Below are 14619 nucleotides of genomic sequence, written 5' to 3' on the forward strand. Positions count from 1 at the left end.
CAAGCGACCATGCTGCCACGATCTGGCACTAAAAGCAACACTAGCGGGCCGCGGGCGCTATTTCAACGTCGTCAACGCCGACGCCATCACGATGGCGGCGATCGCCAGCCACTGCGTCAACGTCAGATGCTCGCCCAGCAGCAGCATGCCGGCCAGCGCGCTGAGCGCCGGCGCGGCGCTGCTGAACATGCTGAACGTGCGCGACGACAGGTTGCGCATCGACAGCATCTCCAGGGTGTACGGCAAGGCGCTCGACATCACCGCGATCGCCAGCCCGATCGCCATGTACGACGGCGTCAACAGCACCGCGCCCGAGTACCACGCGCCGACCGGCAGGATGAACAGCGACGCGGCCGTCATGCCCCACGCCACCGACTGCCCGCCATGCATGACCGAGACCCGCTTGCCGAACACGATGTACAGCGCCCAGCACACCGCCGCCCCGGCCGCGTAGGCGACGCCGACCGCATCGAGCTGATCGACATGGCCGTGTATCGGCAGCAGAAAATACAGCCCGGCCACCGCCAGCGCGATCGCCACCACGTCGCGCGGCCGGCGCGACGACAGCACCGCCACCGTCAGCGGACCGGCCACTTCGATCGCCACCGCGATCCCCAGCGGTATCAGATTGAACGAGCGGTAGATCATCAGATTCATCAGCCCGATCACGCTGCCGTAGACGGCCACGTTGCACGCCTGCTGCCACGTCAGCGGCGTGCGCCACGGCCGGAACACGGCCATCATCAGCAACGCGGCGAAGCCCACGCGGTAAGCCGTCACACCCTCGACGCCGATCAGCGGAAACAAATGCTTGGCGACGGCCGCGCCGACGTTCAGCGATAGTTGGCTGCATAACAGCGCGAATCCGGCCAGCAGCGCGCCGCCGCCGCCGACGTGGGATTTTTCAGCGGTCATCTACTTCGCCGCCAGTCCCAGCTTGAGCGCGACCGGCTTGCCGATGGCGGCATCGGTCTTTTCCGGCGCGGCCGTTTGTATCGCGGCGGCGTTGACGCCAGCCTCTTTCAGCGCCGCCACAATCGCGGCGGCACGCTTGGCGCCCAGCTGCGGCAAGGCGCCCTCCGGCAACGGCTGGTTTTGCTCCAGGCGTTCCTGCAACTTGCCGTAAAAGGCGCTGGCGTCGGCCACCTGGGGTTCACCCTGGACGATCTTGCCCAGGCGCTGCAACATTGGCAGCTTCTTCTGCGCGCCGGGATCGGCGGCCTTGGCTTCGTCGTCGGCCTCCGCGGCCGCCGGCTTGACGGTGGCCGCCCCCTCGGCCGCCTTCTTCTGCTTGTCCAGCTCGGCCGCGCCGAAGCGCTCGGCGTACAGGTCGCGCAAGGCGCCACGCACTTTGCGCTGGCCGATATCAAGCGGCCCTGGCTGTTCGTCCGGCGCGAGTTTGATCTCCGCCCGCGTTACCACCAATCGACGCACCGCCTGCGTCCGCAGCGCGGCGCCATCGGCCGCCTCGTTGTACTGGCCCGGCACCGACAGCTTCAACTGCGGTTTGCTTTCTAATATTTTCGCCACCTGGCGCAGCTTCTCTCGCTCCGGCGGCAACACGGTGTCGCTGCCGGCATCGAAATCGACCGCGTCCAGCTTGTCGCCGCTGACGCCGAACAGATTGCCCAGCGCGCGGAACGGCGACAACGCGACCTTGCTCAAGATGTTGCCGATGGCTTTCCACACCAGCGAGCCGTAGCTGAATTGCGGATCGCTCATATTGCCCGACACGGGCACGCCCAGGTCGATGCGGCCGTTGCTGTCCTTGAGGATGGCCAGCGCCAGCTCCAGCGGCAGCTTGATCGCGTCCGGACTGTCGATGCGTTCGCCGAGCGTCAGGTTGTCGAGCACGATCTGATTGTTGCCTTCCAGCTGGCTGTTGCGCACCTTGTACTGGAGGTCGAGCGAAATTTTTCCCTGCGCGATCTTGTAGCCGGCAAATTTCATCGAGTACGGCGACGCCGACACCATGTCGACGTTCTTGAACACGACATTGACGTCGGTGTTGTCCGCCGGGACGAACGGATTCAACTGGCCGCGTATGCGCGCCAGACCGTAGTCGTCGACGCGGCCGTCGAGCTCGATTTGGCTGCGGGCGTCGGCCTTCGACGACAACCCGGTGATCAGCCCGCTGAGCTCGTAAATCTTGGCACCGAATTGCGGGCGCAGGCTCAAGTCGGTAAAGTCCAGCTTGGCGTTCTGGAAGCGCACGCGGCGTATGCGCATCGGGAACGGCTCGCTGGCGGCGGGCGCCGCCGACGCGGTTGGCGAGGGAGTTGTTGCCGGCGCGGGCTCGGCCTTTTTCACCAGCAGCCGCTGCGCATTGAAGCTGCGATCGTTCTCGATGATCAGGATGGCGTTCGGCTCCACCACGCGCAGCTCGGCGACATCCAGCAAATTCGGCGACACGCTCAGCGCCAGCTTGTCTGCGCGCACCGACTTCCAGCGCGCGAAGTGGTCGTTGTCTTCTTCGTCAAGCGCCAGCTGGGCGACTTCAAACGAGCCATCGTAGCGCACGGCGGGATTGGCCCTGCTGCCACCGGCGCCGGTGCGCAGGCGGCCCTCGCCGGAAACGCTGCCATCGGCCAGCTTGAGCTTGACGTATTTTCCCAGCAGCGGCTGCACCGGCGCCAGCGCCAGCTTGGTCAGCTTCAGCTCGGCATCGACGGCGCCGGTGGCCGGCACCACCTTGCCTTTGGCCGTCAACTGGCCGCCCTCGCGCAGGCCGACACCGCCCTGGAACGCCAGCGGCTTTTTCAGGTCGCCGCCGACGTCGGTCAGCTTCAGATTGAAGTCCCGCAGAGTGGCTTTGATGCCGGTACTGGCGTCGTCATAGCGCGCGCCGAATTTGCTCAGCTCCACCGTTTTGACGGACGCGGCCCATGCGGCCTCGCCGGATTTGACCGGCGCCGGCGAAGCGGCCGGCGCCGCGGCACCAGAGCCCGCGCCGGGCAGGCGGTCCAGGAACAGGAACCGGCCGGCGCTGTCGCGCGACAGATCCAGCAAGCCGCCATCCGCGTACAGACGGCCCAGGCTGACGCGGCGCGCGGCCAGATCGAGCGCACCATCCTCAAAGCCCAGCTGTCCAAGCTTCAACGGCGTCATCGCGCCGCCGACCAGCGCCAGATTGTCCATCGAGAACGCGGCATCATCGATGTTGAGCTTGAGCCCGCTCGCAGCGGTTTCCAGCTGCAATTGCAGCTTCAGCTTCAGTTTGTCGGTGCTGATCTTCAGTGCCGGACTGGCGGTTTCATCGAGCGCGTTGACGGCGATATCGTCCAGGCCGATCTGCTTGAAGCGCACTTTCCAGCCGCCCGCCTCCCTCGCCGCCGGCTTGGCCGCGGCGGCGGGCTCGGCAACGGGCGCGGAAGCGGAAGGCGGCACCATCAAATTCGCCAGGTCGATCCGGCCTTGGGCATCGCGCCGCAGCGCCAGCGCGCCGCCGGTCAAATTCAGCCCGCCAACTTCGACCGAGCGCTGGCCCAGATCGACGCCGACGCCGCCCACATCCAGCGACTTCAGCTTGACGAACGGGGCCGCCGCGCCGGCATGCCGGACCGCCAGGTCGTTCAACGCCAGGCTGGCGCCGGCCAGGCCAGCGTCCAGCTTGCCGTCCTTGTAGGCGAATCGGTAGGGTAGTTTGGCCGACAGGCGGCCGTCGCCGACAACCACCCGCATGAACGACTTCAGGTACGTCGACATGCCCGGCAACGCCACGTTCTCCAGAGACAGCATGCCGCTGCCGCCGATCGGATTGAGCGCGGCGGCGCCCTTCCAGCGCAGCTTGCCACCCAGGCCGGCGTCGGCGCTCAAGGTGTAGTCGCCGTTTTCGTCCGGCAGCGTGCTCAGATGGTTCAGCTCGAAGGCGATGGGGGCGAACGTGTCGTTATAACCGGCATGGCGATCATGCATCTCCACCTTGCCTTGCTCGAGCGCGAAATGTTCGATGATCAGGCGCGGCATGCCGCCGTCGCTGTCGTCCTTCTTGCGCTTGTCCAGCGTCTCCATCAGCTGCGCGATGTTGAACTTGCCGTCGGGCGCAATGGCCAGCTGCAGCGACGGCGCGGTGACGCGGATCTCGGCCAGGCTCCAGGCCCGGCGCACCAGCGAACGCCACTGCATCTCCACCGCCAGCGCGCCGACGCCGAACAGCGGCGCGCCGTTGGCCTCGGTCAAGCGCACGTCCTTCGCTTCCAGCCGCAAGGTAAACGGATTAAAACTGACGTCGCCGATGCTGGCTTTGCGCTCCAACTCGGTTTCGACAAATTTGGGAACCTGACTCTTGATCAACCACGGCAACGCCCAGCCGCCCGCCAGCGCATACACTCCCACCGCGCCAGCCACGCCCAAGCCCCACCGCTTCCATCGTATCGTCATCGCCCGCAAAACCGCTTCCCGTGATTTATGTTCAACACGTAACAGTATAGCAAGTGCAAGGCTTTCTTACTGGACATCAAAAACATTCCCAAAAACAACATATTTATATTTCTTAGTGTTTCACGTGCCCTCACATATATAACTAGTTGTAAATTTAATGTCTAATGGAAATTAAAGTTGCTATCTTCTTAGCGCCTTGCCTTCGTCGTTAAATCCGCTGGAGAACTTATGAAAACCGCAATCCGCGCCACCTTGCGCACCGCCGCCGCCGGCGGCGTCCTCGCCCTGCTATCGATCGCCGGCCACTGCGCCGAACCGCAAGCGCACCCGCACTGGTCGTACAGCGGTCACACCGGTCCGAGCAAGTGGAGCGAAATCGACAGCAAATTCACCTCGTGCTCGCAGGGCAAGGTGCAATCGCCGATCGACATCCATACCGCCGACGCCAAGCATGCCGCGCTGTCCGAGCTCAAATTCGACTACCAGGCCAGCCCGCTCAAGCTGATCGACAACGGCCACACGATCCAGGTCAACTACGCCCCCGGCAGCTTCATGACGGTCGACGGCAAGCGCTACGAGCTGCTGCAATTCCACTTCCACAAGCCCAGCGAGGAACGCATCGACGGCAAGCGCTACGCGCTGGTCGCCCACCTGGTGCACAAGAACGCCGAGGGCGGACTGGCCGTGGTCGGCGTGCTGATGGAGCCGGGCGCCAAGCGCCCGATGATCAAGACCATCTTCGACAACCTGCCGCTGCAAAAGGAAAAGGAAGTGGAAGTGCCCGGCGTGAGCATCAACATCGCCACCTTGCTGCCGGAGAACCACACCCACTACACCTTCGACGGCTCGCTGACGACGCCGCCATGCAGCGAAGGCGTGAAGTGGTTCGTGATGAAGACCCCGGTGCCAGTCTCGTCCGAGCAGATCGCCCAGTTCGGCCATGTCTACAAGATGAACGCCCGTCCCGTGCAGGCGTCCAACGGTCGTGAAGTGCAAGTCAACGACTAAAAAGTCAGCGATCCATAGGCGCGGCGGCCGGCGCCAAGGCTAGCCGCGCCACACCGTGCCGATCGAGATCGACTTGAGTTTCTTCCTGCCGCCGTACCAGAGATTGACCACGCCGCGCGAGATGAAGACGGCCGAGAACATCGACGTCAATATTCCCAGGCAGTGCACCACGGCGAAGCCGCGTATCGGGCCGGAGCCGAATATCCACAAGGCCGCCCCGACGATCAAGGTGGTGATGTTGGAATCGAGGATGGTCGCCCAGGCGCGGTCGAAGCCGACGGCGATCGCCTTTTGCGGCGGTGCTCCGCCGCGCAGCTCCTCGCGGACGCGCTCGTTGATCAGCACGTTGGCGTCGATCGCCATGCCCAGCGCCAGCGCGATGGCGGCCATGCCCGGCAACGTCAAGGTCGCCTGCATCCGCGACAGCAGCGCCACCAGCAGCAGCACATTGCAGGCCAGCGCCAGCACGCTGAACACCCCGAACAGCATGTAGTAGGCGATCATGAACACGGCGATCGCGGCAAAGCCGTACAAGGTCGAGTTGAAACCCTTCTCGATGTTCTCGGCGCCCAGCTGCGGTCCGACGGCGCGCTCCTCGATCACCTCCATCGGCGCATACAGCGCGCCGGCGCGCAGCAGCAGCGCCAGCTCGGCGGCGTTCTCGGCGCTGCCCACGCCGGTGGTGCGGAAATGGCTGCTCAGCTCGCTCGTCAACGTCGCCACCGAAATCACCTCCGGCTTGCCCTTGTCCAGCAGCACGATGGCCATATGCTTGCCCACGCGTCCGCTGGTGGCGTCGCGCATCTTGCGCCCACCCTCGCTGCTCAAATCGATGAACACGGCCGGCTGCTGGTTATCGTCCAGCCCGGCGGTGGCGCTGGTGATGTAGTCGCCGGTCAGCACCACGTCCTTGTAGAGCACGGCGGGCGCGTCGCGGCCCGCCGTGTACAGCCGCGAGTTCAACGGAATCGACGCCGACAGCTCGGTGCCGCGCGTCACGCTCTCGTCGACCATGTGCACTTCCAGCGTGGCGGTGCGGCCGATCACCGTGCGCGCCCGCGCCACGTCCTGCACGCCGGGCAATTGCACCACGATGCGGTCGGCGCCCTGCTGATGGATGATGGGCTCGGCCACGCCCAGCTGGTTGACGCGCTTGGACAAGGTCGCGATATTCTGCTTGATGCCTTCCTGGATGGCCTGCTTGAGCGCCTCCGGCTTGAGCGTGACCACGGTTTTCAGCTCGGCGCCCCCGCCCGTGTCGGCAAAGGCCAGATCGGGGTTTTGGCGGGACAGCACGTCCCTGGCCTTGTGCCGCGCCGCCTCGTCGCGGAACTTGATTTCCACGCTGTCGCCGACGCGCTCGATGCCGAGATGGCGCACGTTCTGATCGCGCAGCTGGCCGCGCGCCGACGCCTGGATGCCTTGCACCTTGTTGGACAGCGCCGCCCTGGTGTCGACCTGCATCAGGAAGTGCACGCCGCCGCGCAGATCGAGGCCCAGGTACATCGGCAACGCGTGCAGGGAACGCATCCATTGCGGCGTGTCGGCCTGCAGGTTCAGCGCCACCAGATAGGCCGGGTCGGCGGGGTCTGTGTTCAGCCCGCGCTCCAGCACGGCCTTGGCGCGGAACTGCGTGTCCGTATCGGCAAAGCGCGCCACCACCGAGGAATAACCACCATCGTAGACGATGCCGCGCGTGGGGATCTTCGCCTGTTCCAGCACCTCGGCCACGCGCCCCACCATGGCGCCGTCCAGCCGCGCGCTCACTTTCCCGCTGGTCACCTGCAGCGCCGGCGACTCGCCGAAATAATTCGGCGCCGTGTACAGCGCGCCGAGCAAAATCGCGGCGACGATCACCAGGTACTTCCACAACGGGTAACGATTCATCTTAAGGTCTTTTTAAGAATTTGACCGACCTCATCTTTGGCTACCCGAAACAAATTACAAGCCTGACATTGAATTATTTTTAACTCCGCCCGCGGACGCGGTTTTCCGGTTTTGCCTTACACTATGCGACCTCCTCGACCATCGGACATCCATGCAAGCGCAACTCGACCCGTTCCACGCCGTCGGCATCAGCCGCCTCGCCCACGCATTGAAGGCGGAAGGCCGCTCCATCATCCACATGGAATTCGGCCAGCCGTCGACCGGCGCGCCGAAGGCGGCCATCGCCAAGGCCCACCAGGTGCTTGACGCCGACAACATGGGATATTGGGAAAGCACGCCGCTGAAGGAACGCCTGGCGCGCTTCTACGACGAGCGCTACGGCATCAAGGTCGACGCCAGCCGCTTTGTCATGACCTGCGGCGCGTCGCCGGCGCTGGTGCTGGCGTTGAACTCGCTGTTCTCGCCGGGCGACCGCATCGCGCTGGCGCGGCCCGGCTACGTGGCCTACCGCAACACGCTCAAGGCGCTGCACATGGAGCCGGTGGAAATCGCCTGCGGCGCCGAGGTGCGCTACCAGCTCACGGCCGCCGCGCTGGAAGCGATCGAGCCGGCGCCGGCCGGCGTGATCATCGCCAGCCCCGCCAATCCGACCGGCACCATCATCGCCGCCGACGAACTGGAGGCGATCGCCCAGGTCTGCCGGGCGCGCGGCATCCGCATCATCTCGGACGAGATCTACCACGGCCTGAGCTACGTCGAACCGGCGCAAACCATCCTCGCGTACGCGCCGGACGCGCTGGTGGTCAGCAGCTTCTCCAAATACTTCAGCATGGCCGGCTGGCGATTGGGCTGGCTGTTGGTGCCGGCCGAACACATCGACCGCACCTGGACCTATTGCGGCAACATGTTCCTGACGGCGCCATCGCTGAGCCAGCACGCGGCGCTGGCCGCCTTCGACGCGCTCGACGAGCTTGAAGGCCATCTGACGGTGTACACCGAGAACCGCCGCCTGCTGCTGGACGCGCTGCCGGGGCTGGGCCTGAACGCCATCGCCCCGCCGGACGGCGCCTTCTACATCTACGCCAGCATCGCCCACCTGACCGACGACAGCCTGGACTTCTGCAAGCGCCTGCTCAACGACACGGGCGTGGCGACGGCGCCGGGCATCGATTTCGATCCGGTCGAGGGCAAGCGTTTCATCCGCTTCAGCTTTGCGGTGTCGACGCCGGAAATCGCCGAGGCGATCCGCCGCATGCAGCCATGGTTCGCCGCCCAGGCCGGCGCGGTGGTGGCCGGGCAGTGATCAGCCGGTTAGGCTGTAGCCGCTACGCTTCGGGCATTCCGCGCAGGAATTCGATGTCGTACACGGCACGCGACCATGCCGCCTCCGGATCGAGCGAGGAGGTGTTGTGGATATCGAGTTGAATGTCTTTCAGCGTTCTGCCATCCAGCGAAATCCGGTAGCGTAGCGCCGTGTATTCGACGTCATAGGTGTTTTTCAACCCCTGCTGACGGGTGTAAGTGTCGTGGGAAGCGGGCATGATTGTCCTCCTTACGAAAGTGAGGAAAAGCATAGCACGAAGCGATTCGGCGTGTAATTGCCGCATGACAAGGGAAACGGGCAGACGGTCGATGGGTTCGGAGTAAGGTACCGTGGCGACTCGCGCATTTGGGGTATCGTAAAGCTCCGCACCGAATACGCTCAGGAGGCCCTATGCTGACCGGACAATGTTTTTGCGGCGCCGTCCGCTACGAAGCCGCCGAGCACATCCGCAACCAGACGCTATGCCATTGCACCATCTGCCGCCGCACCACCGGCGCGCCGGCGGTGGCGTGGTTCACCGTGGCGACCGGCGACTTCCGCTTCACCGCCGGCGAGCCGGCCAGCTTCCGCTCTTCTTCGCACGCCACGCGCACATTCTGCCCGCACTGCGGCACGCAACTCACCTTCACCGACGATGATAGTCCCGACGAGATCGACATCACCACGAGCAGCCTGGACACCCCGGAGAAGGCGCTACCACAGACCGAGATCTTCGTGGCCGATGCGCTGCATTGGCCGCAGGATCTGCCGCGTTATCAGCAAAGCAGAACGACGTCGTGAAGGAACCGGGTGAACGTGGCAAGCCCGTTCTTGCTTGTTCACCGAAGCAAAGCGAAGTGTTTGCACCCGCCCATGACTTCCATGTAAACGATTTTACTGATGGCGGGATTGGCACAGCCATCAATAATCGAAAGAGCCTCTATCTGGCCGCTCAAATAATCGATCAGGATGTTGGTGTCGAAGACGAGATGAGTCATTCAGAACGCAACTCATTCTGGTACTCGACTCCATCAACACCAGCGCCCTTCCATCCACCAAACATCGTGTTGTCCCGCTCAGGATGCTTTAATGCGGCAAAAGCGGCTTTGCGCCGCATTTCATAGTCAGCGTCCAACAAATACTTAGCGACGGCTTCGCGAACCAGCGACTGAGGCGATTCGCTTCGCAGACGGGCCAATGCTACCACCTCGGCATTTTGTTGCTCATCCAACTCATAGACTTTATCGGGTGCACTTTGTTCCATGAACACACCTCATTACGGTTTGGTAGAACAAGTCTACACCCGTCGTCAATTTTTTTCACCTGTAAAGAGCGTATGCCGATGGCGGCCTATTCGCCGGGCAGCATCTCAAAAGCCAGCAACTGCGTCACTTCGTCGGCGCTGAAATTATCGTCGGAGATCAGCACCAGGCTGCGGTGGCCGTTGGCTAGCACCGGCCCCCAGCTCATGCCCTCGAGGTTGTCGACCTTGTCCAACCCTGCACGGTTGAAGTCCATCAGCAGGTGTTTTTTGAGCGGCGTGTAGACGGCGCCATCCAGCGTCGGAAAAGCGGCGATGTTGGTGGCGCCATCCACATCGACCAGATACAAGCGGATGAAGAACGCGAAGCGTCCCGCCGCGTCCTGTACTCCCGAGCGCTCCAGCGCCAGCAGATGACGGCTGTCGACCACCAGCATCTCGGACACGCCGTTGTCGCCCAAGCGCCCCGGCGCCGGACGTCCTTGCACGCGGTCGATCGGATAGGCGTATTGCGCCAGCACCTTGCCGTTGCGGTCGAACCGCGTGAAGCGGCTCGCCGCGCCGCGCTCCGGGCTGGCCGGCGCGCCGTCCTGGTACAGTGGCGCCTCCATGCCCACCCACAGCGACCGGCCGTCCGGCGCGAACGCCACCGCCTCGAAACTGAGATTGCCGCGTGGTCCGGCCGTTTTGTCACGCCTGGACTTGAACATGTCGGGCAATGGCAGCGTCGAACGGTAGGCGCCCTCTCCGCCTGCCTGCTTGACGAACGGCCCCGTCGCCAAGGCGTCGCTGCCCTCGCTCGCATACCAGATGCCGTCGCCCAGCGGATCGAAGCGGACCGCCTCGATGTCGGCCACCTCGCCGCCACGCGTCGCGGCGTCCCTCAATGCCGGATAGGCGCTGCCGTCGGCTTGCCGGAACGTGTGCACAGACTCCAGCTTGACCGCTCTGAACCCACGCGCGTCGTAATCAAGCCTCGCCGTGTAAAACCGCGCGGGCCCCAGCTCGGAGCGGTCGTCGCTGGCCATGATCCAGGTACTGGTGCGGGAATCATAGTCGATGCCCGACAAGCCGCCCACCAGCGTACCCTGGAACACCTGGCGGTGCGGTATGCGCTGCTCGCCGATGAAGCGCAGCCCCGCCACCGGATGCGCAACCTCCGACTTCCGCGCCGCACACCCGCCAAGCGATATGCCCGCGCACACCGCCGCGACAACGGCGCGCGCCAGCACGACCGATCCCTTCATCAGAAGCGAACCCGCATCGAGGCATACAGTGTGCGCGGGCTGCCCAGGAAGTAGCGCCCCGTGGTGAGCGGATTGGAGCTCGACAGCTCGGCGCCCACACCGCCCAGGTAGTGGCGATCGAACAGGTTGTCGACGTTGAGCGCGAACTCGGTGCGGCTGCCGTAGCCAAACAGGCTGCCGCGCGGCTTGTAGGTGAAGTTCAGGCCGACCAGCGTGTAAGCCGGCATGTACTGGCGCGGATACACGGCAGGCCCGCCGGCGATGACGGTGTTGGGCACCGCGCCGTAGGTGCCGGCCGCCTCGCCCACATAGTGCGCGTTGGCCGTCAGGCGCCATTCCGGTGTCGGCTTCCAGGTCGCTTCGGCGAAGGCGCTGCGGCGCGGCGCGCCAAGCACGGGGTCACCCGACTTGATGCCTTCTGCCGGCGTGTCGCTCGAATAGTGGGCGTCGTTATACGAGGCGTTGGCGTACAACTCGTAGGCTGTTCCCATCGCGCGCAAAGTTAGCTCCAAGCCTTCGGAACTGATCCCGCCCTGGTTGGCGAACGTGGTGGTGGCGTCGCGCGAAAAGATGTCGCCATTCGGATTGCCGTTCTGGATCGAGATGCGGTCGCGGTAGGCGATCTTGTAGGCGGTCAGCGCGGCGCCGTAGCCGTTGTCGCTGGTCCAGCGCACGCCGACATCCTTGTTGACCGAGGTTTCCGGCTTGATGCCGTTTTTCGAATCCACGGCCGCCGTTCCTTCGAACACGCTGTCGGGAATCGCGCTGAAGTTCTTCGAGCCGCTGGCGAAGACTTCCCAGTCGTCGTTCACGCGGTAGAGCGCGGCCAGTTTCGGCAGCAGTTTCGAGCTCACCTTCAGCGACCGCGTGCCGCTGAATTCCACCGGCGACGAGTAATCCTCCTTGAAGCGCTGATAGGTCGCGCCAAGGTCCAGCAGCAGCCGGTCGTCCAGCAGGCTGACCTTGTCCTGGGCGTAGACCATGGCGGTGTCGGACGAATAGTGGCGGTCCTGGGTGATCGAATACAGCGCGCTTTCCTCGAAGGCGCCGCTGACCTTCGGATCGGTGACGGCGAACCAGTTGCGGTCCTTGTCACGCTTGGTGCGTTCGATCCAGCCACCGATGCGGATGCGCTGGTGCTCGCCCAAGGTGTCCGAGACTTCCGCCAACGTCCCCTTGCGGTCGATGGCATTATCGCTACGGCGCGTGCTGGCCTCGCGCGCGCCCCACTGGCTGACGGGATTCATCGCATACCTGGCCGCCGCCGGGCAACCGGCCGACGACAGCGCCGCGCTGCTGGAACCGGCCGGAATCGTCACCGCGCCGACAGGAATCAAGGCGCCGTTGGCGTCGCGCCGGTACTGATTCTGGTAGCACTCCTGGGCCGTGGCAGTCGGCCTGGCACCCGCCGCGACGGCGCTGTACACCTGGCCGTTGGCCGGCAACTGAACGTAAGGCACATAGAACCAGCCGTTGCCCTCCTGCTTGTGCCAGTAAGGCTTGACGGTCAGTTTTCCGCTCTGGCCGAAGCGTTGGGTCCAGTCGACATGCGCCAGGATGTCCTCGCTGTTGATGCCACGCGTGCCGCGATAATTCTGGTCGATGGCGGGATTGCCGGTCCAGTGGTCGGTCAGGCCGTCGGTGGTCGGATTGCCGTAGAAGGTGGCCTTGTAAAACCTGGACGACTCGGCCAGCAGAGCGACGGCATCGTAGTCGTTGTCGCTGAATTTATTGTAGCTGACAGTACCGCGCAGGCTGGAGCCGCCGCCCAGGTCCTGCAGCACGCGCAGGTCGGCATGACGGCGGCTGTTGCGGCCCGATTCGTCGCCCGGCCAGGTGCGCACGTATTCATGCGAGTAGTCCAGGTAGGCGCTGGTGCCCGCCGCCGATTTGCCGGTGTCGACGCGCACGAAACCGCGCCGGTAGCCGAAGCTACCGGTCGCCAGTTCGATCTCGCCGCCGCGTTCCTTGGACGGATCGCGCGTTTTGAAGTCGATGTAGCCGCCCAGCGCCTGGTTCGACGGCGTGCCAAGGTCGCCGGCCGTCTGCGAGGCGTCGACGCGTATCAGGTTGGCCGGGTCCAGCAAACGGTTGGGCATCGTGCCGCCGTTCGACAAGGTGGAGCCGTTGGGAATACCGTCGATGGAGATGCCGATCTGCTCCTTGTTAAAGCCGCGCATCGACAAGCGCATCGAGAAGCTGCCCGTCAGCGCGTCGCTGGAGCTGACCTGCATGCCCGGCACCCGCGCCAATAACTTCAGCGGATCGAGACCGGCCGGTTGCTCGGCGATCACGGCCAGGTCGATCACGCTGTTGGCGCGCGCCTCGCCCTTGCCCAGGGCCTGGCCGGTGACCTGCACCACCGTCGGCGCCACCTCGCCCGCCGCTTCCGTGGCCGGCTGCTGCGCGTGCGCCACCCCCAACTGCATCACCGCCGCCGATCCGGCAGCGAACATCCCTAGTCGTGCATACATCGAATTCCCCTAATTGTGGTTTCAGCGCCATGTGACAGAGGCGAACTTGTTGTGTCGGACCGCTTGTCTCCGGCGGTCTCGTTTAATTTAAGATCATGTTATAGTGGTTCGTACCACTTTGCAATGTAAATGCCATATATTGCTAGCTATATCGATAGCATGTTGCAAAAGGTTCGTACCAATGTAACGGAACTGTCATAATCCGGGCGGTTCTTTACACGCTTTCACCGGGCCGCAAACCATTTGGTTACAATACGCTTCCATCCATCATTCACTCGACAGCAGGTACATTGAATGCGATCACGAACCACCGACACTGCCGCCACCGCCACCAAGGCCGTACCGCTGTACCAGCAGTTGGCGGAAACCTTGAAGCAGTTGATGGAGTCGGGGAAAATCGGTGCCCGCGAGCCGATGCCGGCCGAGCGTGATCTGGCGGTCACCTACCAGGTCAGCCGCGACACCGTCCGCAAGGCGATCCGTCTGCTTGAGGAACAGGGCCTGCTCTATAGCGACCATGGGCGCGGCACCTTCGCCGCGCCGGAGTCGGTGCGCCAGATGTCGCGCTTCCTGGACAGCTTCACGGACGACACCATCAAGCGCGGCGGCGTGCCCGGTCAAACCATCCTGGCGATGGAAACGGTGGCAGCCAATATGGCCGTGGCCAGTCTGCTGCACATGCAGCCGGACGAGCCGCTGCTGCGCATCAAACGCGTGCGCCTGATGGACGGCAAACCGATCGGGCTGCAGGAATCGTTTTTGCGGTTGCCGGCCGGCGCCAAGCTGGAGCAAAAGGAGCTGGAACAAGTCGGCTCGCTGTACCGCATCCTGATCGAGAAGTTCGGCATCAAGCCGTCCGAAAGCCTGGAGAGCGTGGGCGCGGTGGCCGCCCACGCCGAAGATGCGGCGCTGCTCGGCGTGCAGGCCGGCACCCCGCTGCTGCTGTGCGAGCGCGTGATGCTGTCCGACCGGCGCGAACCGGTCGAATACTGCGAGATGAAGTACGTGCCGCCCTACCGCTACAAAACCCGCATCAGCAAGGGCAGCGCGTCCTGACGT

The 14619-nt window shown here is 64.2% G+C and carries 12 protein-coding genes; 4 read left to right on the top strand and 8 right to left on the bottom strand.

Annotated features, from left to right (window positions below; genetic code table 11):
- Positions 1–57: 57 nt before the first annotated feature.
- On the bottom strand, positions 58–915 hold the full coding sequence (locus AC07P1_RS18415; RefSeq protein WP_494697173.1) for an EamA family transporter: 858 nt from the start codon (positions 913–915) through the stop codon (positions 58–60).
- Positions 916–4380 (bottom strand): DUF748 domain-containing protein, encoded by a 3465-nt coding sequence (locus tag AC07P1_RS18420; RefSeq protein WP_494697174.1) that lies wholly within the window; start codon positions 4378–4380, stop codon positions 916–918.
- A gap of 228 nt (positions 4381–4608) precedes the next feature.
- Here AC07P1_RS18420 and AC07P1_RS18425 point away from each other — a divergent pair, with 228 nt between their 5' ends.
- Complete coding sequence (locus AC07P1_RS18425; RefSeq protein ID WP_494697175.1) at positions 4609–5388, top strand: carbonic anhydrase; 780 nt, start codon at positions 4609–4611, stop codon at positions 5386–5388.
- A 39-nt stretch (positions 5389–5427) separates the two neighbouring features.
- On the opposite strand, the gene secD is transcribed toward AC07P1_RS18425, so the two are convergent.
- Positions 5428–7275 carry a protein translocase subunit SecD gene (gene secD / locus AC07P1_RS18430; protein ID WP_494697176.1) on the bottom strand — a complete coding sequence of 616 codons (1848 nt, stop codon included), beginning with the start codon at positions 7273–7275 and terminating at the stop codon, positions 5428–5430.
- A gap of 151 nt (positions 7276–7426) precedes the next feature.
- Here secD and AC07P1_RS18435 point away from each other — a divergent pair, with 151 nt between their 5' ends.
- On the top strand, positions 7427–8578 hold the full coding sequence (locus AC07P1_RS18435; RefSeq protein ID WP_494697177.1) for a pyridoxal phosphate-dependent aminotransferase: 1152 nt from the start codon (positions 7427–7429) through the stop codon (positions 8576–8578).
- Between the two features lie 22 nt (positions 8579–8600).
- Here the strand turns inward: AC07P1_RS18435 and AC07P1_RS18440 are convergent, their stop codons facing one another.
- The gene (locus AC07P1_RS18440) at positions 8601–8816 is read right to left on the bottom strand and encodes a hypothetical protein (RefSeq protein WP_494697178.1); all 216 of its coding nucleotides are present in this window, start codon (positions 8814–8816) and stop codon (positions 8601–8603) included.
- A gap of 173 nt (positions 8817–8989) precedes the next feature.
- On the opposite strand from AC07P1_RS18440, the gene AC07P1_RS18445 reads away from it, so the two are divergent.
- Positions 8990–9379: a GFA family protein gene (locus AC07P1_RS18445; RefSeq protein ID WP_494697179.1), complete on the top strand. Its 390-nt coding sequence runs from the start codon at positions 8990–8992 to the stop codon at positions 9377–9379.
- A 38-nt stretch (positions 9380–9417) separates the two neighbouring features.
- Here the strand turns inward: AC07P1_RS18445 and AC07P1_RS18450 are convergent, their stop codons facing one another.
- The 4 genes from AC07P1_RS18450 to AC07P1_RS18465 all read right to left on the bottom strand — a co-directional run bounded on the left by AC07P1_RS18450 (position 9418) and on the right by AC07P1_RS18465 (position 13560).
- The gene (locus tag AC07P1_RS18450; protein ID WP_494697180.1) at positions 9418–9576 is read right to left on the bottom strand and encodes a PIN domain-containing protein; all 159 of its coding nucleotides are present in this window, start codon (positions 9574–9576) and stop codon (positions 9418–9420) included.
- Positions 9573–9842, bottom strand: a complete 270-nt coding sequence (locus tag AC07P1_RS18455) for a hypothetical protein (protein WP_363507783.1) — start codon at positions 9840–9842, stop codon at positions 9573–9575. Before AC07P1_RS18455 ends, AC07P1_RS18450 begins: the two co-directional genes overlap by 4 nt.
- An 86-nt stretch (positions 9843–9928) precedes the next feature.
- A complete protein-coding gene (locus tag AC07P1_RS18460; protein ID WP_494697181.1) occupies positions 9929–11086 on the bottom strand; it encodes an esterase-like activity of phytase family protein in 1158 nt (385 codons plus the stop codon).
- Complete coding sequence (locus AC07P1_RS18465; protein WP_494697182.1) at positions 11086–13560, bottom strand: TonB-dependent receptor domain-containing protein; 2475 nt, start codon at positions 13558–13560, stop codon at positions 11086–11088. Before AC07P1_RS18465 ends, AC07P1_RS18460 begins: the two co-directional genes overlap by 1 nt.
- A 294-nt stretch (positions 13561–13854) precedes the next feature.
- Here AC07P1_RS18465 and AC07P1_RS18470 point away from each other — a divergent pair, with 294 nt between their 5' ends.
- Entirely contained in the window at positions 13855–14616 is a 762-nt protein-coding gene (locus tag AC07P1_RS18470; protein WP_494697183.1) for a GntR family transcriptional regulator, read from the top strand.
- Positions 14617–14619 lie beyond the last annotated feature (3 nt).

This window comes from Duganella sp. GW821-FHT07F09, from assembly GCF_059418705.1.